This is a genomic window from Pedobacter sp. 05T44, from assembly GCF_056395985.1.
Window position 1 is genome coordinate 39169 of record NZ_JBFTKO010000018.1, and the last position, 22881, is coordinate 62049.

The following is a 22881-nucleotide window of genomic DNA, read 5'->3' on the forward strand; positions in this document are numbered from 1 at the left end:
TTATCCGTTCTTTGTAGTTATGATTTCTTATATATCTGCGTCTTACGTATTTCCTGTGGTTAGCCCCCCAATAAAAAATGGGGTGATAGGAGTTGAAATTGATGGTACAATAACCAGTGTTTTAACGCCTGAGGAAGCCGGGAAAGAGAAAATAAAGGACATAACCCATTATGAGGGCTTATTAGTGCCGGGATTTGTGAATACACATTGCCATTTGGAATTGTCGCATCTAAAAGGCCAGATAGAAACACGTACCGGGTTATTGGGTTTTGTCCAAGCCATAATGAAATTGAGGACATCTGATGAAGATGCGCTGGATCTGGCCATGCTGAGAGCGGACAGGGAAATGTTTGAGAATGGAATAGTTGCTGTTGGTGATATTTCGAATCAGATCATTTCAAGGGGAACCAAGCTTGGAAGCCCTATTTATTACCATACTTTCCTGGAAGTTATGGGTTTTAATCCCTTAACGGCAAAAGAATCTATAAATCGTGCACTTGAATTTAAGGAGAAGTTTGATCCCCTTAAGGTCTCAATTGTTCCGCATGCCCCATATTCAGTTTCGGCTGAGTTATTTAAAGAGCTGCGTAGTAATGGTGAAACCAGTAGTGAGCTGCTCAGCATTCATAATCAGGAAACGGAAGATGAAAACCTATTTTTTGAGCGCAAGGAAGGGGGATTTTTGGAATTGTATAAAGTTCTGGGCCTGGATATTGACTTTTATGAAGCCTCTGGTAAAACATCTTTACAAACATTTTTACCACTGTTATCTGGTAAACAGAAAACACTGTTGGTACATAATACTTTTACCTCAAAAGCAGATGTTGAATTTGCAGAAGCATATCATCCTAATTTATATTGGTGCCTTTGCCCGAATGCGAATTTGTATATAGAAAACAGACTCCCGGATGTAGATATCCTGAGGACTGCCGGGGTTAAAATTACGCTGGGGACAGATAGTTTAGCCAGTAACAACAGGCTGAGCATATTTGCAGAGATGCAGACCCTGCAAATCAATTTTGGAATTGACTTTGATGATCTTTTAAAATGGGGCACCATTAACGGGGCTGAGTTTTTAGGGGTTGAACAGCGTTACGGTAGTCTGGAGCCGGGAAAAAGGCCGGGCATAAACCTTGTTGATTTTGAAGAGATAAGCGGGATAATAATGCTGGGATCAAGAGTAGAAAGATTGTTTTAAGTTTTATTTAGATAAATGTCTTTTCTTTGCATTTGATGAAGAATAGAATTGCATCTCTTTTTGGTATTCAATATCCAATCATCCAGGCCGGCATGGTTTGGTGTAGTGGATGGAGGTTGGCTTCTGCAGTGTCTAATGCAGGCGGGTTGGGCATTATTGGCGCCGGGTCTATGTATCCTGAGGTGTTGCTGGAGCATATCCAAAAGTGTAAAAAGGCGACGTCAAAGCCATTTGCGGTAAACGTTCCGTTACTTTATCCTAATGTGCAGGAGGTAATGGATATTATCGTTGCTGAACAGGTAAAAGTGGTATTTACATCGGCAGGAAATCCTGCCAGCTGGACGGGGTTTTTAAAAGAAAAGGGAATTACGGTGGCGCATGTTATTGCCAATACAAAATTTGCATTAAAAGCAGAGGCTTGCGGAGTAGATGCCATTGTGGCCGAAGGGTTTGAAGCAGGTGGGCATAATGGAAGAGAAGAAACGACGACAATGTGTTTAGTCCCCATGGTTAAAGCTGTGGTTAAAGTTCCGGTGATTGCTGCCGGGGGGATTGGAAGTGGCAGGGCAATGCTTGCGGCTTTTGCATTGGGTGCCGAAGGGGTGCAAATAGGATCGGCATTTGCTGTTGCCGAGGAGTCTTCAGCTCATCCCAGTTTTAAACATAGGATAGTAGAGGCAATGGAGGGAGATACTAAGCTGACGCTGAAAAAACTGGTCCCTGTACGGTTATTGAAAAATGAATTTGCAGACGCAGTAGCCAAAGCAGAGTCGGAAGGTGCAAGTGTTGAGGCATTGAAGCATCTTCTGGGAAAGGCACGCGCTAAACTGGGTATGTTTGAAGGAAATATGGATGAGGGCGAGTTGGAAATAGGCCAGGTATCGGCCATGCTACAAGATATTAAGCCGGCAGCAGTTATACTACACAGTATTTGGTCAGAATTTTTAGAAGAAAAAAATAGGTTAAGCGCATTAGAATTTAGCGATTACCGTTAAAGGTTTAAAGTTTACATGGAAACGAAACATATAGATATTAAAATAACAGGAAAGGTGCAAGGGGTATCTTTCAGGGCTACCACTAAGGCTGTTGCTGATCAGATGGGCATTAGAGGTATGGTAAGGAATGAAAAAGATGGTTCATTATATCTGGAAGCAGAGGGTGATGATACTTTACTTGAAGTTTTTGTAGAATGGTGCAATGAGGGGCCAGACCGGGCCAAAATTGAAAATGTAGCGGTTACACCCGGTGAGGTGAAAAACTATCAGAATTTTGAAATCATTAAGAAGTAGATGTCGGTATTAAAGAAGTTTGCTGGTGATACGGCTATTTATGGCCTCAGTACAATCCTTTCCAGGATGATTGCCTTTGCATTAACGCCCATTTACGCGAGAGCATTGCCGGTTGGTGGCAATGGCATTTTTACGGCCATGTATGGATATGCTGCTATTATTAATCCAATACTGGCTTTTGGGATGGAGACTACCTTTTTCAGGTATCTGCAGAAAAAGAATGATAACAGGCAATTGGTTTATAACAATGCTTTTGGGGCAGTGATCGCCATCTCTATTGTATTTTTGTTGTTCTCCTTACTTTTTTTAAACAGCATTATCGATTTTATGCAGACTGGAGATGTTAAAGATCATGCAGATTATGCTTTCTATGTAAAGTGTTTCCTGACGATCCTGATAACGGATGCCTTTTGTGTAATTCCTTTTGCGAAGATTCGTGCCGAAGGTAGGCCGATAAGGTTTGGAACAATAAAGTGTTTGAATATTTTTATCGTTGTGTTCTTTAATGTGTTCTTCCTATTTCTCATTCCGATGATCATTAGCCACAAGCTGCCTGGGGGGGAATGGATGGCAAGTTGGTACAGACCCAAATGGGTAGGTTATGTATTTTTATCGAACGTGATTGCGAGCGTGTGTACCATATTTTTACTATTACCAGAGATTTTGCAGCTCAAGCTGAAGTTTGACCTGGGCATGTTTAGAGAAATGTTTGTATACAGCTGGCCAGTACTGATCGCCAACATTTCCTTTATCATTAACGAAGCACTAGATAAGGCCATGCTTAAGCATATGCTGCCTGCCAGCATCAGTGATCAGGAAGTGGGCATCTACGGTTTATGTGCAAAAATTGCATTATTCCTGAGCATATTTGTACAGGCCTTTAGGTTGGGAGCAGAGCCCTTCTTTTTCAATCATTCAAAAAATAAAAATGCTAAAGAGACCTACGCGCGGATTATGAATTATTTTGTAATTACGGTGGTGATTATAGCAGTGGCACTGGTGGCCAACGTAAATATTCTGGCTACGATAATTGTAGGGCCGGAAACTCGCGTAGTTAACAATCATGTGGTTCAAAACATCTATTGGTCTGGACTGGGAGTAGTCCCCCCATTGGTATTTGGTTACCTTAGTTTGGGTATTTATATGAACTTGTCGGTTTGGTACAAATTGTCTGACCAGACCAAATATGGTTTGTACATATCAGGTATCGGTGCGGTGCTGACTATCGTATTGAACTGGATCTTTATTCCAAAATATAGCTATATGGCATCAGCCTGGATTTCATTTGTCGCTTATGCAGGTATGATGGTAATGTCCTATCTATGGGGACAGCGTAATTATCCCATTCCTTATCAAATAAAAAAGAATTTAGCTTATATTGTTGCCGCCATAGTAATCGTTTTTATCTCATTTAGTGTGTTTAACAGGAACATGTTTATCGGTAATGGGTTGCTGATATTGTTTGCTTTGGCTGCATTTTATGCGGAGAAAAAAGAACTGATGGCGCTATTAAAAAAGAACTAAAAATGAACATAAACATTATAAACAATTCCGGACATCCATTGCCTCAATATGAAACTGAACATGCTGCAGGTATGGATATTCGCGCTTTTATAGAAACTGATATTACGATTAAACCTTTACAACGTATTTTGATTCCAACAGGTTTACATATTGAACTTCCTGTAGGTTATGAAGCGCAGATACGCCCACGTAGTGGCCTCGCTTATAAACATGGAATCAGTATTGTGAATTCGCCGGGTACTATTGACGCAGATTATCGCGGTGAACTGAAAGTGTTGTTGGTTAATCTGTCTGATACAGATTTTGTGGTGAATGATGGTGATAGAATAGCCCAAATGGTTATTGCAAAACATGAAAAGGTAAGCTGGAAATCGGTAGGCGAGTTGAGCGATACAACGCGTGGAGCTGGTGGTTACGGGCATACAGGCAAATAATTTGTTATGAGAAGAGGTAAGTGGTTTTTAATGATATTGCTTACTGGCAGCACATCGGTGTTTGCCCAGGAACCTGTGGTTTCTGCAACGGACAGCATGGCTATAAAAACACTMTTCTTTGCAGGTTTAAAGGAAAAGCTAAATGAAAATTATCCGAAGGCAGCTGAGAACTTTGATAAGTTGTTGAAGATCGATCCTGACAATTCTGCTGCTTATTTTGAGATTGCTACGTTGAATTTCAGACAAAATAAACTGATGGAATCAGAAATGGCCATTAAAAAGGCTACTGCGCTGAGTCCTAATAACATTTGGTTCTGGAAATTATTGGCAGAGCTTTATAAGCGAAAAGGAGATATGGATAATCTGGTTGGCGTTTTTGATAAGTTAATTGCGCTTTCTCCTGATGAAGACTCTTATTATTTTGATAAATCCAATGCTTTGCTTCTAGCGGGTAAAGAAGACGCCGCTTTGAAAGGGTATGATGTACTGGAAAAGAAGTTCGGACCTTCAGATGCTTTAACCGAAGCCAGGCAGCGCGCGAGTATGGGGAAAGATGACGGGCTTGATAAGAAAGAAGTTGAGAAGATCCTAGCTGAAAATGTAAAGGATGTTAAGGGCTTGCTATATACAAGTGGGGTATTGATACAAAAAAACCAGAACGCTGAAGCTTTGGCAGTACTTAAGAAAGCAAAAGAACTGGAACCGGATAATTTTGAGGTGGATCTGGCGATGGCTGACGTTTATAGTGCCTTAAAGAATAATACAGAAGCACAGATATCTCTAAAAAAGGCTTTTGGAAACACTATGATGCCTGTTGACCAAAAAGTTAAAATTGTAGTGATGCTTTTGGGTGGCAAGAAAGATCAGTTAAGGGTGGATGCTGCTGCTGAACTGGCAATGATTGCAACGAAGGTTCATACGGATGATCCTAAAGTTTTTGCTTTATACGGTGATGTACTTTATCAGCAAGGAGATCTGCAGGGCGCATTGACACAGTTCCAATCTGTATTAAAGATGACCGATCAGCTCTATGCAGTATGGGAACAGATGTTGAATATACAGACTTCGCTTGGTTTATATAAGGATGCAATCAAAACTGCTGATGATGCTTTGTCGGTTTATCCGAATCAAGCTATTTTATATTATTACATGGCATTGGCCCTTCAAAATGACAACCAAAATGCATTGGCGTTAACAAATATCAAAACAGCATTGCAACTGGATGCAGAAAATCCGTTATATATAGAGTACTATGGTGATGTTTTATTTCTGAAGGGTGATAAAGATTTGGGATTGGCACAGTGGAAGAAGGCCAAAAGCGCCGGAAGTAATTCAGAGAAGTTAAATAAGAAGATTAATGAGAAGAAATATATTCAATAGCTTGCTGTTTGTTGCTCTTGTTTCGGTGGGAATGGCTTGTAAAACCAAGAAAGCCATTGTTAAGCCGCCAAAGGTAGTGGAAACTCCGGCTGACAACAAGAGATCAGAAACGATAACGGTGCTAAAAGCGAAGGATATTTCTTTTAGTACGCTTTCGCTTAAAGCAAAGGCTAGTCTTGATATCAATGGGAACACAAATAATGTGAACATGAACATCAGGATAGAGAAAAATAAAAAAATCTGGGTAAGTATTACCGCTTTAGGTATCGAAGTGGCAAGGGCATTAATTACTCCGGATAGTATTAAGGTCAGAAATAATTTACAGGGGGTTTATTTAAAGAAGCCTTTTAATTACGTACATACTTATACCAATAAACAGGTTAATTTTGAGCTGTTACAAGCTATTTTCTCTGGAAATACGGTTAAAGATTTCTTTAGAGATGAGACACTGGTAGCACAGGAAAACGGCGTTTGGACCCTTAGTGGCGTAAATGAAGGCCTGGCTTACAGAGTGATTTTTAATACCTTGTTAAAGGTTAATGAAAACAATTTAAATGATATTGCTTCCGGAAGATCTTTGCGGGTTGTTTACGGGGAATATCAGAATATTAATGGCGCTCTTTTTCCCACTAATCTGAAAATTAACTCTATGGCCGGGGATAAAAGAATTAATATCAATTTGGACTTTTCGAAAATTGAAAGCAATCTTGCTCTTGAATTTCCGTTTAATGTTCCAAATAAGTATGAGGTAATAAACTGATTTTTTATACTTTTGATGCAATGAAGCTAAACAAATTACTTTTACTCCTCTTATTTTTACTATCTGCCTCTGTTGTTTTCGGACAAAGTAGTGCAGAGTTGAAAAGAAAAAAAGAAGCCATACAGCGCGAAATTGATTTGTTGCAGAAAAATGCAAATAAAGCAGCAAAGAACAAAAAGCTTACTTTAAGCCAGATCAATGCACTAAATGCCAAAATTGGCTTAATGCAAAGCAAAATCTCTGTGATCAATTCGGAGATGAAAAATCTTGACAATCAGATTCATGAAAACACGAACGTTGTTCATAATTTAAAAGGACAGCTGGGGCAGCTTAAAAAAGAATATGCAAGTATGATCAGGTTTGCGCAAAGGAACAGGAACTCTTATGATAAGATGATGTTCATTTTTGCGGCAAGTGACTTTAATCAGGCATATAAGCGGATTAAGTATTTACAGCAGTTTGGCCAGTACCGTAAAAAACAGGCCGACTATATACAGGGTAAGCAGAAGGATCTTAATTATAAGATCGTGATTTTAGATAGAAACCTTAAGGAGAAGAGCAATCTTTTGCATGAACAGGAGCAGGAGAAAAATAAGCTTGGCAAGAATAAGAGTGAACAATCTCAGGTACTGAATAAGTTTAGCAGGGAAGAGAAGCAGTATAGACAAGACATCGCAACGCGGAAAAAAATATCTGCCCAGCTGGATAGAAATATCCGCGCAGCAATTGCAAGGGAGATAGAGAAAGCAAGAAGAGAGGCAGAAGAGGCGCGTTTGGCCGCTGAAAGAGCTGCCGCCGCCAAGGCAAAAGCAGAAAATAAACCTGCTCCAACTGCCGCTGCGCCAAAAGCAAAAACAAACAGCGGATATCTGACGGCAACACCGGAAGCTGCAAGGCTATCATCACAATTTGAAAGTAACCGTGGCTCACTGCCATGGCCTGTTGCTACCGGTTCAATTACGGAACGTTTTGGAAGACATATGGAAGGGCAGGCATCTTATACCAACGATGGTGTAAATATTGAAACTGCTGAAGGAGCTGCTGTACGTGCGGTATTTAATGGTAAGGTTACTACGGTTATGGAGCAATATGGTAGGTATTTTGTGCTGATTAAACATGGTGAATATTTCACGGTTTACCAGAACCTGAAGTCGGTAAGTGTATCTAAAGACCAGGAAGTGACTACAAAACAAACAATAGGTACTGTGGGTACAACCGAAGGTACACCTCAGCTGCAATTCCAGATCAGAAGAGGGATGGCAGCGCAGAATCCTGAAGCATGGATAGCAAAATAGGATATTGTGGATTATAAATGTTTATATTTGTATTAATTAATTATAAATCAGTAAGAAAATGTATAGAGGGACGTTAATAGAATTCCTGAACATGGGTGGCGGCGAGATTATGCTCATCCTGGCGGTGGTACTTTTGTTATTTGGAGGTAAAAAATTACCAGAACTAGCAAGAGGTTTGGGGAAAGGAATCAGAGATTTTAAAGATGCCTCAGAAGGGGTTAAAAGAGAAATCCATCGTAACATAAATTCCGTAGGTATTGTTGATGATATCGAATCGGTTATTAATGACACCAATGCCAATCGTCATCATCCTTCTGAAACTACTMCGGAGMCACAAGCACAGGTTGTAGAGGAGAGCAGGGGTTCATCGGATTTTGAAAAGCAGGACCTTGTTGCTGCGAATAACGATACAGAGAACACAAAAATAGAAACAGATAAAACTAAACTTTAACTAAAATATCATGTTAAACACAACGATATCAGCCGCGTTAGGTGGCATGGAAATAGCCGTTATTCTTGTAATAGTACTTTTGCTTTTTGGAGGTAGAAAGATCCCGGAACTAATGAAAGGTCTGGGAAAAGGCATTAAAGAATTTAAAGATGGTAAAGACGGAGTTGATGATAATGAACCGGTTGAAAGAAACCGCACCAACAAACCGTTATAGGTTTTAGAACCTAATTTTTAATCTTAATGTATTCTTGAATTTGAAGAAGTATAGCTCCTTAACAGAGATACAAACTCTTATTGGTCAAAAAAAGCTCAGCTTACCTGAGTTGTTAGATTATTATTTTAAGCAAATAGAAGCTCATCAACACCTCAATGCATTCAATGAGGTGTTTTTTTATTCGGCTTCTGAGCAGGCGAAGCTTGTACAGAAAAAAATCGATAATGGAACTGCGGGTAAGCTTGCGGGGATGGTAATTGGTATAAAAGATAATATATCTTATAAAGACCATATGGTTACTGCTTCTTCCAGGATGCTTGAAGGTTTTGTATCTCCCTACTCTGCTACCGTTGTGGAAAGACTGATCAGTGAAGATGCTGTTATTATTGGCAGGTTAAATTGTGATGAATTTGCTATGGGCGGGTCTAATGAAACCTCTTATTATGGTCCGGTAAGTAATGCTGCAGATACTGAAAGGGTTTCGGGAGGATCATCAGGAGGATCGGCAGTTGCAGTTCAGGCAGATTTGTGCCTGTCGGCCTTAGGCACTGATACCGGAGGCTCTGTTAGACAGCCAGCTGCTTTTTGCGGATGTATTGGTTTTAAGCCAACTTACGGCCGTATATCGAGATATGGTGTAATTGCTTATGCTTCATCATTTGATCAGGTAGGTACCATTACATCTTCAGTTAGTGATGCGGCAGTATTGTTAGAGGTTTTGGCCGGAGCTGACGATTATGATAGCACCGTTTCTAAAAAAGAAGTACCTGCTTATGCTGCAGCCTTGGGCAATGGGACAAAAAAGAAAATTGCAGTGATCAGGGAAACCCTGGAAAGCGAAGCACTGGATCCTGCAATTAAGGATTCGATATTGAAAGCCATTGAGCGATTTAAAGCTCAGGGGCATACGGTAGATTATGTGTCGTTCGATTTGCTGGACTATCTGGTGCCGGCCTATTATGTGCTTACTACGGCGGAGGCTTCATCTAATTTATCCCGGTATGATGGCGTGCATTATGGTCACCGTAACCTGGAAGCCGGGAGTTTAAATGAACTCTATAAAAAATCAAGAGCAGAGGGTTTTGGGGAAGAGGTGAAAAGAAGGATATTGTTGGGAACCTTTGTTTTAAGTGCCGGATATTATGATGCATATTATCAAAAAGCACAGCAGGTAAGAAGGTTGATCAGGGAGAAAATGGAAGAGATGCTTAAGGAGTTTGATGTGATTTTAACTCCTGTAACGCCAACACCAGCTTTTAAAATTGGTGATAATATAGATGACCCATTGGTGATGTACATGGCAGATATATTTACTGTATTGGCCTCTTTAACCGGGATTCCGGCGGTAGCAATACCTTTGGGCAATAATGATGATGGTTTGCCGTTAAGTATTCAATTGATGACCAAACATTTTAGGGAGGAAGAACTACTTTCCTTGTCCCAAACATTTTTAAATGATAGTTTAAACTAAGGAGGTTTTTTTAGAAAAGCCTTGGAAGCAGAATGAAATGCCTATGAAAATAAAAGTACACTTCGTATCCTATTGCATTTTAGCATTAATTAGCTTTTCAGCATCAGCCCAACAACATGGCTTAATTTTGAATGACACAGCTTCAGTACCTGAGGTTGATGAAACGCCCCTGTTTAATAACTATAATTACAACTACAAGAACAGATTAGATTCTATTGAGAAGACTGTTCCGCTTACTTACAATGAATACGTACAGAAGTACATAGACATCTATAGCGGAAGGAAGGAAATGATGGGCAGAATGCTGGGCATGTCTGACTACTATTTTCCGATTTTTGAAAGAGCACTTAAAAGCCTTAACATCCCGGAGGAGATCAAATACCTGCCGATCATAGAATCATCTATGAACCCACATGCAGTTTCACGAGTTGGTGCTACCGGATTATGGCAATTTATGTTTGGTACTGCCAGAGAGTATGGCTTAAATATGGATAATTTTGTTGACGACCGAAAGGATCCTATACAGGCAAGTTATGCTGCGGCAGCCTATTTCAGAGATGCCTATGAAGAGTTGGGGGACTGGCTTCTGGCAATTGCCGCTTATAATTGTGGAATGGGAAATGTGAAGCGGGCCATGCAGAAAGCCAACTCCACTGATTTCTGGGAGCTTAGAAGATTTTTGCCAACCGAAACAAGAAATTATGTGCCTGCGTTTATTGCTGCTGTGTATGTAATGAAGTGTTCAGATAAACACCATATTAGTTCACAGCGACCATCTTATATCAAGATTACAGATACTATTCAGGTTAATCGTTTTATTTCTATCCCTACTTTAGCTAGCGCTTTGAATATGGATGAAGAGGAGCTTTGCACGTTAAATCCTTCTTACAAGAAGAAGATCGTTAACGGAACAGAATCGATGCCGAAGCGTGTGATTGTTCCAAAAGTGAGCCTGGCTAACTTTGCCAGAATCTACGAGGTGCTGAACCCTGAGACAGAAACCAACATGAAAGTGGTACTGGCTTCAAATGAAGAGCGTCGACCGGTAAGGAATGCGAAATCAACACCGGTCTTTTTCTATCATAAAGTTAAACCCGGACAAAATTTGGGAGAGATTGCCAATAAATATCATGTTGAAGTTCAGGATCTTAAAGTCTGGAATAAATTAAGAAGTTTAACGATTGTTCCGGGACAGAAAATAAAAGTGTATAGTGCACATACCGATGATGACACCCCCCGTCGACTGAAAAGCTAGCGTTCAGTTTGTTTATTTTCCTGTTCATTTTGTTCATAATTGCATTTAAACACGCGAAATCCGTAATTTAATTGCCTTTTTTTTATTTTAAGCCCTAATAAAAKAATTGTAACTTTGACCCTTTACAATTGACAATTTTATGACTAAAATAAACAGGAAGCAGGATGCTTTAGATTACCATTCGCAAGGGCGCCCTGGGAAAATTCAGGTTATCCCAACAAAACCAACAAACTCTCAAAGAGACCTGGCGCTTGCCTATTCACCTGGGGTTGCAGAGCCATGTTTAAAGATTGCTGAAAATACTGAAGACGTTTATAAATATACAGCTAAGGGGAATTTAGTGGCTGTGATTAGTAATGGTACTGCTGTATTGGGCTTAGGTAATATTGGACCGGAAGCAGGAAAACCTGTAATGGAAGGAAAGGGTCTCCTTTTTAAAATATTTGCTGATATTGATGTTTTTGATCTGGAACTGGACACCACTAATGTGGATGATTTTGTGAAGATCGTAAAAGCCCTTGAGCCTACTTTTGGTGGCATAAATTTAGAAGATATTAAGGCACCTGAGTGCTTCGAAATAGAGCGTCGTTTAAAGGAAGAAATGAAGATTCCGGTTATGCACGATGATCAGCATGGAACTGCTATTATTTCGGCGGCGGCATTGCTAAATGCATGCGAGCTGCAAAAAAAGAAAATGGATAAGGTTAAGATAGTAGTGAATGGGGCAGGTGCTGCTGCCATTTCCTGCTCACGCTTATATGTTTCTTTAGGTGCTAAAAAAGAGAATATTGTGATGTGTGACCGCTCTGGTGTGATCCGTGATACACGTGAGAACCTTGATGCAATCAAAGCTGAATTTGCAACTTCCAGAAATTTAGATACACTGGCGGAGGCAATGAAGGATAGTGATGTGTTCATTGGCTTATCATCTGCTAATTGTGTAACAGAAGATATGCTGAAATCAATGTCAAAAAATCCTATCGTGTTTGCTATGGCAAATCCAGACCCGGAAATTGCTTATGAGCTGGCACTCAATTCCCGTAAGGATATCATTATGGCTACCGGCCGTTCTGACTATCCTAACCAGGTGAACAATGTTTTGGGATTCCCATATATTTTTAGAGGCGCGCTTGACGTGAGGGCTACTGCTATTAACGAGCCCATGAAGATCGCTGCAGTAAGAGCAATTGCCGAGCTGGCTAAAAAACCAGTACCTGAGGCGGTTAATATGGCTTACAATGAAACCAACATTAAGTTCGGTAAAGATTATATTATTCCAAAACCAATGGATCTTCGTTTAATGACGAATGTATCTACTGCAGTTGCTAAAGCAGCAATTGACTCGGGTGTGGCGCGTAAGGTGATCACCGATTGGGAGGCTTATACTGAGGAATTGAAACATCGATTGGGTGGTGATGATGCAATTATGCGTGCAATTACAAATAAGGCTAAATCTGATCCTAAGCGCGTTGTATTTGCTGAAGCTGACAACTATAAAATATTAAAAGCTGCCCAAATTGTAAAAGATGAGAATATAGCTATTCCGATTCTGCTTGGAAACAAGGAAATCATTAAGAAAATAATTGAGGAAAATGCACTGGAATTAGAGGGCGTTACCATAATTGACCCTTTTGAAGAGCAGCAGCGCATGAGCAAGTATGCGAACTCATTATATGAGAAGAGACAAAGAAGAGGGGTGACTTTAATTGAGGCTACCAAATTTCTGCGTGACCGGAATTATTTTGGTGCTTCTATGGTTGAGTTTGGAGAAGCTGATGCAATGATTTCTGGTTTGACTAAGAATTATGTGTCGACAATTAAGCCAGCTTTGCAGGTTATTGGTACAGAAGAGGGTGTAAACCGTGTTGCAGGCATGTACATGATGATGACCAAAAAGGGACCTGTATTTTTCGGAGATACGACTGTTAATGTTGATCCTACTGCAGAAGAATTGGTAGATTTAACTTTGCTTTTAGAAAGATCTGTAAGTAAATTTAACATACAGCCAAGGGTGGCATTACTTTCATACTCTAACTTTGGCTCTAATGAAGGTATTGTACCGGAAAAGGTTAGGAAAGCTGTAAAGATATTACACGAGAAATATCCGCATATTATGGTGGACGGTGAGATGCAGGGGAACTTTGCCATTAATAATGAGATGTTAAAAGACAATTTCCCTTTTAGCAGGTTAATAGGCGCTCCAGCGAATACACTGGTTTTTCCTAATCTGGAATCTGGTAATATTGCTTATAAGTTATTACAGGAACTTGGAGAAGCGGAAGCCGTTGGCCCGATCTTGCTGGGTCTGAAAAAACCGGTACATATTGTACAGCTTGGCAGTTCAGTGAGAGAAATTGTAAACATGGTAACCATTGCAGTTTTAGACGTACAGGCTAAAGAACAAGAAGCAAATCCGAAAAAAGGTCTATTAAAAAGAATTTCAAAAAGATAAAATATGTTTGCATATATTGATGGTAAGTTGACCTTTAAATGCCCCGCGTATATTGTAGTGGAAGCCGGTGGCGTAGGCTACCATATTAATATATCTCTAAACACATACAGCAGTCTTGCTGATGCGGAGCGATGTAAAATCTATACATGGCTTCATATTAAAGAAGATGCCCATACTTTGTATGGTTTTGCTGATGAAGGTGAAAGAAGGTTATTTCTGCACCTGATTTCGGTATCTGGTATAGGACCAAATACAGGAAGAATGATGCTTTCATCCATTACCCCTAATGAAATTCAGTCGGCTATTATCAGCGGCGACCTTCCGCTTATACAACGTATTAAGGGGATAGGTGTGAAATCTGCACAAAGGCTTGTGCTTGAGTTGCAGGATAAATTAAAGAAGGAAGGAACGGGGTCGTTAATTGCGGCCCCTTTAAACAATACTGTAAAGGAAGAAGCTTTATCGGCTTTAATGATGCTCGGGTTTGCTAAACCTGCATCTGAAAAGGCAATTGATAATGCAGTGAAGGTGGGTGGTCAGGATCTATCAGTAGAACAAATGATTAAGCTAGCCCTAAAAAATTTATAACTTTTTTTACTCTTGAAAAACAAATTAACGCTAATATTATCTCTCCTCTTGGTTATACTCTTTTGGGGAAAAAATGCTGTCTCTCAGGTAGTGGTTGGGCGGGCTGCCACTGATACGTCAAGAAATTTATTCGGGTTAAAAGAAAAGCAGCGGCTGGGAATAAGGCCACCGTCAAATTCCTTTAAGCCCTTGCCGGAAAATGTGAAACGTGAGGTTGAGTATGATGCCATAAATAAAAGATACATTATTAGACAGCTGGTGGGCGATAAGTTAATAGCTGCCCCTCAATACCTAACCATCGCCGAATATCAGCGGTTGATAAGCAGTGAAATTAAGCGTGAAAACTGGAGGACACTTTCGAATGAGGAGATCAATGATGTAAGAAGAACCGGGATCATTCCTAGTTTGAGTATCAATAGTAAAGCCTTCGAGAAAATATTTGGCGGGAATACGATCAATATCCAACCGAGGGGGGAAGCGGAACTTACCTTTTTGGGTAGAATAAACAGAAATGAAAACCCCCTGTTTAATGAACGCCAGAGGGTGCAGGGTAATTTTGACTTTAACCAGCGGATCCAGATGGATGTGATTGGTAATATCGGTACCAAGCTGAAGGTTAATATGAACTACAATACTGAAGCTCAATTYGATTTTGAGAACCAGATTAAGTTGGATTATACAGGTGGTGATGATGATATTATAAAGAAAATAGAGGCCGGTAATGTGAGCCTTCCTTTAAATACGACCTTAATTAGCGGAACACAAGCCTTATTTGGGATAAAAACACAATTGCAGTTTGGTAAACTGAACGTAAATACTGTTTTTACCCAGCAAAAATCGCAGTCGAGAGAAATACAGATTAATAATGGTGCACAGCAAAACGAATACAGGATCAGTGCAGATAATTACGAAGCAAACAAACACTATTTCCTTGCCCAGTATTTCAGGGACAATTACAATAAGGCCCTATCCAATCCGCCTACCATTACTTCGGGTGTTATCATTACAAAAATAGAAGTATGGGTTACCAATAAGGCCGGCAATACTCAGGATTCCAGAGATGTTCTTGCCTTTATGGATTTGGGAGAGAACAGGCCATACAATGCTACCCTGACCGGAGGAACCTCAGTACTGCCTTCGGCATTTAAGAATGCTCAGTTTCCAAGGCATTCAAATAATTTGTTGGATAGGTTGCCGGCAGATGCGAGACAAACCAACTCTAATGCAGTTATTTCTTTCTTTGAGCAAAGCAAGGGAACAGACAACTACGCGAAACTCACTTATGCCAGAAAACTAACTGAAAGAGAGTTTACCTTTCATCCTAAACTGGGTTATATCTCCTTAAATAATTCCCTGAATACAGACGAAGTGCTTGCCGTTGCGTACCGCTATACTTACAATGGGGTAGAATATCAGGTTGGTGAGTTCACTACCGATGTTCCATTTGACCAGGGGAGCCCTAAAGTTTTGTTCGCAAAGTTATTAAAGAATGAAACGACTAAAGTTAACCTGCCTACATGGGGACTGATGATGAAAAATATTTATTCTATAGGTGGATACCAAATCAGTCAACAAAACTTTAAGCTGGATATCTTTAGAATAGACGAGAAAACAGGTATTGAGAGACCAGTTATTACTGAGGGTGAGAAACTGGATGAATTTAAGCGGCCACTAAAAGATAAGTTATGGATACAGGTAGGGGGTTTGGATCGTTTAAATCAGCAGGATGAAGCAAAACCGGATGGGATTTTTGACTTCCAGGCAGAGAATAACCCTTTTAATTCAAATTCTAATCAGAACTCCTCAAACACATTTGGGAACAATAGTGCTTTTAACAATACCAATACAATTAATAATACCAATGGAAATACGGCCTACGTGCTTTCAAACACAAAAAATGGATACATTACTATAGATCCATTAAATGGGAGAATAATTTTTCCGCTTGTTGAGCCATTTGGAAGAGATCTGGCCAGTCAGTTTTTACCAACCGAACAAGCTTTTATTGATAAATACACTTACACTGCATTGTACGACTCGACCAAGGTTGTGGCGCAGCAATTGTTTACCAAACAGAACCGGTATATCATTAAAGGAAGTTACCAATCTGATATTGCCTCGGAGTTTAGCTTAAATGCCATCAATGTGCCGGAGGGATCGGTGAGGGTTTTTGCCGGAACAATTCCTTTACAGGAAGGAGTGGATTTTACAGTAGACTACCAGGGAGGAAGGGTGAAGATATTGAATACGGGAATTTTAATATCAGGCCAGCCGATAAGAATATCAACAGAAAATAATGAACTTTTTGGGTTGCAGCAGCGGTCGTTATTTGGGGCAAGGCTGGACTATAAAGTAAATAATAAACTGAATTTGGGAGGTACAATCATGAACCTTTCTGAAAAACCGCTAACACCAAAAGTAAACATTGGAGAGGAACCGATTTCCAATACCATATGGGGGCTGGATATTAATTACAGTTCACCCTCAAGGTTTTTAACTAAGCTGGTTGATAAATTACCTTTCCTTTCTACCAAAGCCCCTTCGAGCATTACCTTTTCGGGAGAGTTTGCCCAATTGTTACCTGGCCACCCGAATGCGCTTAACTTTGGAGGTCAAAAAGGTGGCGTAAGTTACCTGGATGATTTTGAAGCCTCGAGATCAATAATAGATCTTAAAAGTGCTGTAGCATGGCAGTTATCGGGTACCCCTCAACTGTTCCCTGAATCAAATTTGACTAATGACCTTGCGTACGGCTACAATAGGGCGCGTATTGCATTTTATAATATTGACCCGACCTTTTACAATAGGAATGCGAGTAATTTACCTGCCAGCATAAGAAGCAACCGTACAGAATTGTCGAATCATTATGTGCGCGAAATTATAGAGCAGGAGGTTTTCCCTTTTAAAGAAACAAGTACCGGTCAATCTATCACCCTGCCAACTTTAGATGTTGCTTTTTATCCGACGGTGAGAGGACCTTATAATTATGCACCAACAGGATTTGGTTCTAATGGTCTGTTAAATAATCCTAAATCGAGATGGGGTGGTTTGTTCAGAAGAATTGAAACCAATGATTTTGAGGCTTTGAATATAGAGTTTATAGAATTATGGGTTATGGACCCAAATATTTATAAACCAAATTCTGCCGGAGGTGATTTGTATTTTAATGTTGGAAATATTTCAGAAGACATTCTGAAAGACGGACGTAAATCATTAGAAAATGGGTTGCCTGCAAATGGAGATCCAAGTAAATTTGATGAAACAAATTGGGGCAGGGTACCTAAGCTGCAACCGGTGGTTCAGGCATTTGACAATGATCCAGCTGCCAGAAGAACCCAGGATGTAGGGCTGGACGGGTTGTCGAATAATGATGAACGTGCCAAATTCGCCTCGCTTATTAATCAAATAAAGGGGCAGTTAAATCCTGATGCTGCTGCTGAATTAGAAAATGACCCATCATCAGATGACTATTCCTATTATCGGAGTAATGCACTCGATCAGGCTGGTGCCGGAATTTTAAAACGTTACCAGAGATATAATGGTACTGAAGGAAACTCTAAGACCCCTGAACAATCTCAGGAAGATTTTGGTGTAGAGAATTCAGCTTCTACTTCTTTACCGGATGGAGAGGACATCAACAGAGATAATAACATGACCCAGTCTGACGAGTATTTTCAATATAAGGTATCTATGCGTCCGGGAGATTTAATGGTTGGACAAAATTTTGTTACTGACAAGGTGACCTCGCAGGTTAAACTTGCTAATGGACAAACACAACCTGTTACCTGGTATCAGATCCGAATTCCATTGGCACAATACCAGCAAAAGGTTGGAAATATCCAGGATTTTAAGTCGATTCGTTTCATTAGAATGTTCCTGACCAATTATGCCGATACCACTGTGCTAAGGTTTGGAAAGATCCAATTGATAAGAGGTGAATGGCGCCAGTATAATGCAAATAACGATCCTGCACAGGTAATTGTTGATCCGGTGTTACAACCAATAGGAGCCGATAATTCGACAATTGAAGTAGCCACAGTGAACATTGAAGAAAATGGAAAACGTACCCCAATACCATATGTTGTTCCTCCGGGTATTGAAAGAGAACGCGATTTCAGCAATTATCGTGGTGATACCAGGCAGAATGAACAGTCGCTGGCGGTAACGATCAAAAATTTGAGGGATGGATACGGAAGAGCTACATTTAAAACCGCTATTAATGATTTCAGATCATATAAGCACTTGGAAATGTATATTCACCTTGAAGCCCTTGGGAGTAATGTGCTGAATAATAATGACCTGAGTGCCTTTTTAAGAATTGGGACCGATAATCAGGATAATTATTACGAGTACTCACAACCTTTAAGGGTTACCAATCCGGGAACAAGTGATCCTTATGCCATCTGGCCGGACCAGAATAAACTGGATATTGAACTTGAGATTTTTCAAAAAGCCAAGATAGCCAGAAATAAAGCTATGCTTAACGGGCAGCCATGGCCGGTAAATATCCCCTATGAATTTATCGAAAATGGGAAAACAATTACCATAAAGGGTCAGCCTGATATGAGTAAAGTCCGGGTTTATATGCTTGGTGTGAAAAATCCACTCAGGAATCCTGCAAACCCTGGTGAGGATGATGGGCTGGATAAAAATGCGGTGATATGGTTTAATGAATTAAGGTTGACGCAGTTTGACGAAAGAGGGGGGTGGGCTGCAACTGCAAGGATGAATGCACAACTGGCAGATTTTGCGGATGTAAACATTTCGGGAAGTAAATCTACGATTGGATTCGGCTCCCTGGAAAAACGAGTAAGCGAAAGAAACAGAGCTGATAATGTATTTTTTGATATCTCCTCGAGCATGGAACTTGGCAAGTTTTTACCTAATAAATCGGGGGTAAAGATTCCCATGTTTATTAGTTATTCAAGTCAGATAAGTACACCGCAGTATGATCCGAGAACGCCGGATATTGAATTGAAAACTGCGTTGGAAGGGGCCACTAAAGCAGAGAAAAAAGAGATCCTGAATTACGCACAGGATTATACTACACGTAATAGCATCAGTTTTACAAATGTAAGAAAGGAACGTACCGATCTTGATAAAAAACCTAAGCTATGGGATGTAGAAAATTTAAACGCAAGTTATGCCTATACTAAGTTTGCACATAGGGATTTTATTAATCAGAATAATATTCAGCAGACTTACAGGGCATCGTTGGCCTATAATTATGCCGGTCAGTCAAAAAGCTATGAACCGCTTGCCAAGATMATTAAATCAAATACGCTGGCATTATTAAAAGAGATCAACTTTAGCTTATTGCCTAATTCCATAAACTTTAGGATTGATCTGGACCGGTATTATTCAGAAAACAGCCTGCGCAACAATGACCCTAATAATGCCATTCCCATAAACACTACGTTTAATAAAAATTTCCTTGTTACCCGGGTATATGGTATTTCTTGGAACTTTACCCGTTCACTTACTTTAGATTTTGATGCCACCAATTACTCTATCATTGATGAGCCCGAGGGCAGAATTGACGGATTGAAAAGAGACACACTTTGGCAGAATTTAAAGCGACTGGGTAGAACTACAGACTATTCCCACAACTTAAATGTTACTTATAATTTACCGTTAAATAAGATTCCGGGAATGGACTGGTTAAATGTAACTACTCGTTACGGAACTAGCTTTAACTGGCAGACTGAGCCACTATCAACCCTTAGAAACCCACTTATAGATTTGGGGAATACCATTCAGAATTCAAGGATCATTCAGATCAATCCAAATCTGAACCTTGCCAGTCTATACAACAAATTCGGATTTGTTCGAAAGGCAGGTGCCGGGACTACAGATAAGCAATCGGGCACGGGGTTCTTTGTAGGTTTACTTACAGGAATTAAAAATATTGTAGGTGCTTATACGCAGACCAGGGGTATATTTATGCCAGGTTATTTACCTAAAACCAATTATTTTGGTATTGATGATGTGACCGGAGCTCCGGGATTGGGCTTTGTGTTCGGAAGTCAGCGTGACATTAGAAGTATGGCCGTTAATAATGGATGGCTCACTACGGATACTTTACAGACACAGCTTTATGTGAATACCTTGCGAGAGGATTTAAGCTTTACCAGTTTAATTGAGCCCATTCGGGATTTGACCATTACCCTTACTGCAAATAAGAATAGAACATCGAATTTCTCTACGAACTACAGATATGATAGAGACAGTCGTGAATTTGAGAATTTAAGTCCATATACAACCGGAGATTATAGTGTTTCATTTATTTCTTTACGCACCTCATTCTCAGAAAAATCGGGCAGTACGGTTTCTAAGTTGTTTAACCAGTTCATGGCCAACCGACAGGTGATTTCGCAGCGTTTGGGCGCACAAAACCCAAATTCAAGAGGAATGGTTGATGGTTATGCAGATGGTTACGATAAGAATGCCCAGGATGTAGTTGTTTCTGCATTTTTAGCAGCTTATTCGGGCAGAAGTGCCTCGTCAGTTAACCTGAACTCTCTTCCAAGTATTCCTTTGCCGAACTGGCGGTTGAATTACCGTGGATTAACCCGTATTGCTTTCCTTGCGGACCGGTTTAATTCAATAGACATCAGACATTCTTATCGTTCAGTGTACAGTGTAAACAGTTTTAACTCCCTATTGAGATATCAGGAAAGTAACGGATCTGTAATTAGCAGAGAAGATGCTGATGGGGGAAACTTTTTGCCTAAGTTCCAGTATTCTCAGGTAACTATTGCTGAACAATTTGCCCCGCTAATTGGTGTGGATACCAGATTGAAAAATAACATGACGGCTAACTTTGAGTATGGCCGATCGAGATTGCTGGGATTAAGTCTTGCAAACAGTCAGCTCGCTCAATTAACGGAAAACAATATGGTTTTTGGTTTGGGATACAGAACAAATAAATTCAGATTCCCTTTTGGGTTATTTAAAGGATTAAAGACTGATAACAATATGGATTTTAAGTTGGACATTGCATTAAGAGATAATAAGACTGTGATTTATCGTGCAGATATTACTGAGGCAGAAGTTTCATCAGGAGCGCAGAACATAACCTTTAGGCCGAGTATAGATTATGTGCTTAACCAGCGTTTTAATGTGCGGGTATTCTATGATTCTAACGTTACCAAGCCGTATACTTCGCAGACCTTTAACACCTCTTTCAGTAATTTTGGTTTTAGTTTAAGGATTACTCTGAATTAAGGATTGTTATAAACACTGATATTAATTACCTTTGAGCGCGCGCAGCTTATTTAATGTGTTGAGCGGTAAAAGATTTACGAAAAAATAAATTTAGAGAAATGAATTTTCCATCAGAATTAAAGTACACTAAAGACCACGAATGGCTTAGAATTGAGGGTAATGAAGCTTATATCGGTATTACTGATTTTGCCCAGCGTGAGCTAGGCGACATCGTGTACATCGACATAAATACTGTAGGTGACGAAGTGAGCAAAGACGAGGTATTTGGTACTGTAGAAGCGGTTAAAACAGTTTCAGATCTGTTTATGCCAGTAACTGCTACCGTGACAGAAACTAATGCTGCTCTTAATGACAACCCAGAGCTGGTAAATTCTGATCCATATGGACAAGGATGGATGGTTAAGGTTGCAGTTTCTGATCTTTCGGAAGTTGAAGGCTTATTAACCTCGGATGCTTACAAGGCACTTGTAGGAGCATAATTGATGAATAAATTCGGGGAATTAAAATATCAGGTCTGGGCCATTGTATGGACCATTGTAATTTTAGTGCTTTGTAATATGAAAATGCCTGATACMAGTGGATCAGGCTTTTTTTTTGAAGGCTTTGATAAATTGGTTCATTTGGGGTTCTTTTATGTGCTTACTATTCTGTTGTTTTATGGTAAAATAAAACATCAGCATAATTATAGCTTCCGCTCTCTGACCATATTTAAGATCATTGTAATTACAGCAGCACTTGGAGGTGGTATTGAATTGTTACAATGGAAGTTTTTTACTTACAGATCAGCAGAGTGGTGGGATTTTGGATGTGATATGACAGGTGTTTTTATGGGCGTTTTTAGCTATATCTTACTACACAAATCTAATTACAATGAAAAGACGATTTAATTTATTGATGCTGTTAATGTTTGTAGGATTAATTAGCAGCTGCAGCATTTTTAAACCAGGTTGTAAATGCCCAAAAGTTAGCTATTCCAGCTATCCAAGTAAGTAATTGTATCAATTTAACAAGTAGCCCCTTATTTATTAAAGGGCTTTTTTATGACTATATATAAATCCCTGCTTATTTGGATTTATTATAAATTAAGTCTAAATTGCGCCTCAAAATAACACTTATACATAGATGAAACTTTCACAGTTAAATCCAGGAGAACAAGGTACTATCGTAGCGTTTACAGATCTTGAAATGTCTGTAAAATTAATGGAAATGGGATGCTTGCCTGGTGAAACAGTAGAAGTAGAACGTTTTGCGCCACTTGGTGACCCAATAGCTATTCGCGTTGCAGGATATCAACTTTGTTTGCGTAAAAACGAAGCGTCTATTATTATAATTCAATAATAATT

At 39.7% G+C, this 22881-nt stretch carries 18 protein-coding genes; all 18 read left to right on the plus strand.

Annotated features, from left to right (window positions below):
* Positions 1 to 19: 19 nt before the first annotated feature.
* The 18 genes from AC1DDK_RS21830 (at position 20) to AC1DDK_RS21915 (ending at position 22876) form a co-directional block, all read left to right on the plus strand.
* The gene (locus AC1DDK_RS21830; RefSeq protein WP_172661952.1) at positions 20 to 1198 is read left to right on the plus strand and encodes an amidohydrolase family protein; all 1179 of its coding nucleotides are present in this window, start codon (positions 20 to 22) and stop codon (positions 1196 to 1198) included.
* 35 nt (positions 1199 to 1233) lie between these two features.
* Positions 1234 to 2193: an NAD(P)H-dependent flavin oxidoreductase gene (locus AC1DDK_RS21835; protein ID WP_288882732.1), complete on the plus strand. Its 960-nt coding sequence runs from the start codon at positions 1234 to 1236 to the stop codon at positions 2191 to 2193.
* Between the two features lie 15 nt (positions 2194 to 2208).
* Positions 2209 to 2487 carry an acylphosphatase gene (locus AC1DDK_RS21840; protein WP_172661950.1) on the plus strand — a complete coding sequence of 93 codons (279 nt, stop codon included), beginning with the start codon at positions 2209 to 2211 and terminating at the stop codon, positions 2485 to 2487.
* Positions 2488 to 4011, plus strand: coding sequence for an oligosaccharide flippase family protein (locus AC1DDK_RS21845; RefSeq protein ID WP_172661949.1), 1524 nt, complete (start codon positions 2488 to 2490; stop codon positions 4009 to 4011).
* 2 nt (positions 4012 to 4013) lie between these two features.
* Complete coding sequence (gene dut / locus AC1DDK_RS21850; protein ID WP_172661948.1) at positions 4014 to 4445, plus strand: dUTP diphosphatase; 432 nt, start codon at positions 4014 to 4016, stop codon at positions 4443 to 4445.
* Between the two features lie 6 nt (positions 4446 to 4451).
* On the plus strand, positions 4452 to 5825 hold the full coding sequence (locus tag AC1DDK_RS21855; protein WP_172661947.1) for a tetratricopeptide repeat protein: 1374 nt from the start codon (positions 4452 to 4454) through the stop codon (positions 5823 to 5825).
* Complete coding sequence (gene lolB1, locus AC1DDK_RS21860) at positions 5803 to 6585, plus strand: lipoprotein insertase outer membrane protein LolB1 (protein WP_172661946.1); 783 nt, start codon at positions 5803 to 5805, stop codon at positions 6583 to 6585. Before AC1DDK_RS21855 ends, lolB1 begins: the two co-directional genes overlap by 23 nt.
* A 20-nt stretch (positions 6586 to 6605) precedes the next feature.
* Complete coding sequence (locus AC1DDK_RS21865) at positions 6606 to 7880, plus strand: murein hydrolase activator EnvC family protein (protein ID WP_172661945.1); 1275 nt, start codon at positions 6606 to 6608, stop codon at positions 7878 to 7880.
* A 58-nt stretch (positions 7881 to 7938) separates the two neighbouring features.
* Positions 7939 to 8331: a Sec-independent protein translocase subunit TatA/TatB gene (locus AC1DDK_RS21870; protein WP_477634053.1), complete on the plus strand. Its 393-nt coding sequence runs from the start codon at positions 7939 to 7941 to the stop codon at positions 8329 to 8331.
* 10 nt (positions 8332 to 8341) lie between these two features.
* The gene (locus AC1DDK_RS21875; protein ID WP_048903583.1) at positions 8342 to 8545 is read left to right on the plus strand and encodes a Sec-independent protein translocase subunit TatA/TatB; all 204 of its coding nucleotides are present in this window, start codon (positions 8342 to 8344) and stop codon (positions 8543 to 8545) included.
* A gap of 40 nt (positions 8546 to 8585) precedes the next feature.
* Positions 8586 to 10016, plus strand: a complete 1431-nt coding sequence (gene gatA / locus AC1DDK_RS21880; RefSeq protein ID WP_172662415.1) for an Asp-tRNA(Asn)/Glu-tRNA(Gln) amidotransferase subunit GatA — start codon at positions 8586 to 8588, stop codon at positions 10014 to 10016.
* A 43-nt stretch (positions 10017 to 10059) separates the two neighbouring features.
* Positions 10060 to 11271 carry a lytic transglycosylase domain-containing protein gene (locus AC1DDK_RS21885; protein ID WP_172661943.1) on the plus strand — a complete coding sequence of 404 codons (1212 nt, stop codon included), beginning with the start codon at positions 10060 to 10062 and terminating at the stop codon, positions 11269 to 11271.
* Positions 11272 to 11410: 139 nt separating this feature from the next.
* A complete protein-coding gene (locus tag AC1DDK_RS21890) occupies positions 11411 to 13723 on the plus strand; it encodes an NADP-dependent malic enzyme (RefSeq protein ID WP_288882725.1) in 2313 nt (770 codons plus the stop codon).
* Between the two features lie 3 nt (positions 13724 to 13726).
* On the plus strand, positions 13727 to 14311 hold the full coding sequence (gene ruvA / locus AC1DDK_RS21895) for a Holliday junction branch migration protein RuvA (RefSeq protein ID WP_068888257.1): 585 nt from the start codon (positions 13727 to 13729) through the stop codon (positions 14309 to 14311).
* A gap of 54 nt (positions 14312 to 14365) precedes the next feature.
* Positions 14366 to 21538, plus strand: coding sequence for a T9SS outer membrane translocon Sov/SprA (gene sov / locus AC1DDK_RS21900; protein WP_448105516.1), 7173 nt, complete (start codon positions 14366 to 14368; stop codon positions 21536 to 21538).
* 98 nt (positions 21539 to 21636) lie between these two features.
* Positions 21637 to 22017, plus strand: a complete 381-nt coding sequence (gene gcvH, locus AC1DDK_RS21905; RefSeq protein ID WP_288882720.1) for a glycine cleavage system protein GcvH — start codon at positions 21637 to 21639, stop codon at positions 22015 to 22017.
* Positions 22018 to 22020: 3 nt separating this feature from the next.
* Complete coding sequence (locus AC1DDK_RS21910; protein ID WP_172661939.1) at positions 22021 to 22425, plus strand: VanZ family protein; 405 nt, start codon at positions 22021 to 22023, stop codon at positions 22423 to 22425.
* A 235-nt stretch (positions 22426 to 22660) separates the two neighbouring features.
* Complete coding sequence (locus AC1DDK_RS21915; protein WP_048903622.1) at positions 22661 to 22876, plus strand: FeoA family protein; 216 nt, start codon at positions 22661 to 22663, stop codon at positions 22874 to 22876.
* Positions 22877 to 22881: the final 5 nt, after the last annotated feature.

Excerpts from the sequence above, each read along its gene's own strand:
- AC1DDK_RS21830 (WP_172661952.1), top strand. The coding sequence starts at position 20 with ATGATTTCTTATATATCTGCGTCTTACGTATTTCCTGTGGTTAGCCCC.
- AC1DDK_RS21835 (WP_288882732.1), top strand. The coding sequence starts at position 1,234 with ATGAAGAATAGAATTGCATCTCTTTTTGGTATTCAATATCCAATCATC.
- AC1DDK_RS21840 (WP_172661950.1), top strand. The coding sequence starts at position 2,209 with ATGGAAACGAAACATATAGATATTAAAATAACAGGAAAGGTGCAAGGG.
- AC1DDK_RS21845 (WP_172661949.1), top strand. The coding sequence starts at position 2,488 with ATGTCGGTATTAAAGAAGTTTGCTGGTGATACGGCTATTTATGGCCTC.
- dut (WP_172661948.1), top strand. The coding sequence starts at position 4,014 with ATGAACATAAACATTATAAACAATTCCGGACATCCATTGCCTCAATAT.
- lolB1 (WP_172661946.1), top strand. The coding sequence starts at position 5,803 with ATGAGAAGAAATATATTCAATAGCTTGCTGTTTGTTGCTCTTGTTTCG.
- AC1DDK_RS21865 (WP_172661945.1), top strand. The coding sequence starts at position 6,606 with ATGAAGCTAAACAAATTACTTTTACTCCTCTTATTTTTACTATCTGCC.
- AC1DDK_RS21875 (WP_048903583.1), top strand. The coding sequence starts at position 8,342 with ATGTTAAACACAACGATATCAGCCGCGTTAGGTGGCATGGAAATAGCC.
- AC1DDK_RS21885 (WP_172661943.1), top strand. The coding sequence starts at position 10,060 with ATGAAAATAAAAGTACACTTCGTATCCTATTGCATTTTAGCATTAATT.
- AC1DDK_RS21890 (WP_288882725.1), top strand. The coding sequence starts at position 11,411 with ATGACTAAAATAAACAGGAAGCAGGATGCTTTAGATTACCATTCGCAA.
- ruvA (WP_068888257.1), top strand. The coding sequence starts at position 13,727 with ATGTTTGCATATATTGATGGTAAGTTGACCTTTAAATGCCCCGCGTAT.
- gcvH (WP_288882720.1), top strand. The coding sequence starts at position 21,637 with ATGAATTTTCCATCAGAATTAAAGTACACTAAAGACCACGAATGGCTT.
- AC1DDK_RS21915 (WP_048903622.1), top strand. The coding sequence starts at position 22,661 with ATGAAACTTTCACAGTTAAATCCAGGAGAACAAGGTACTATCGTAGCG.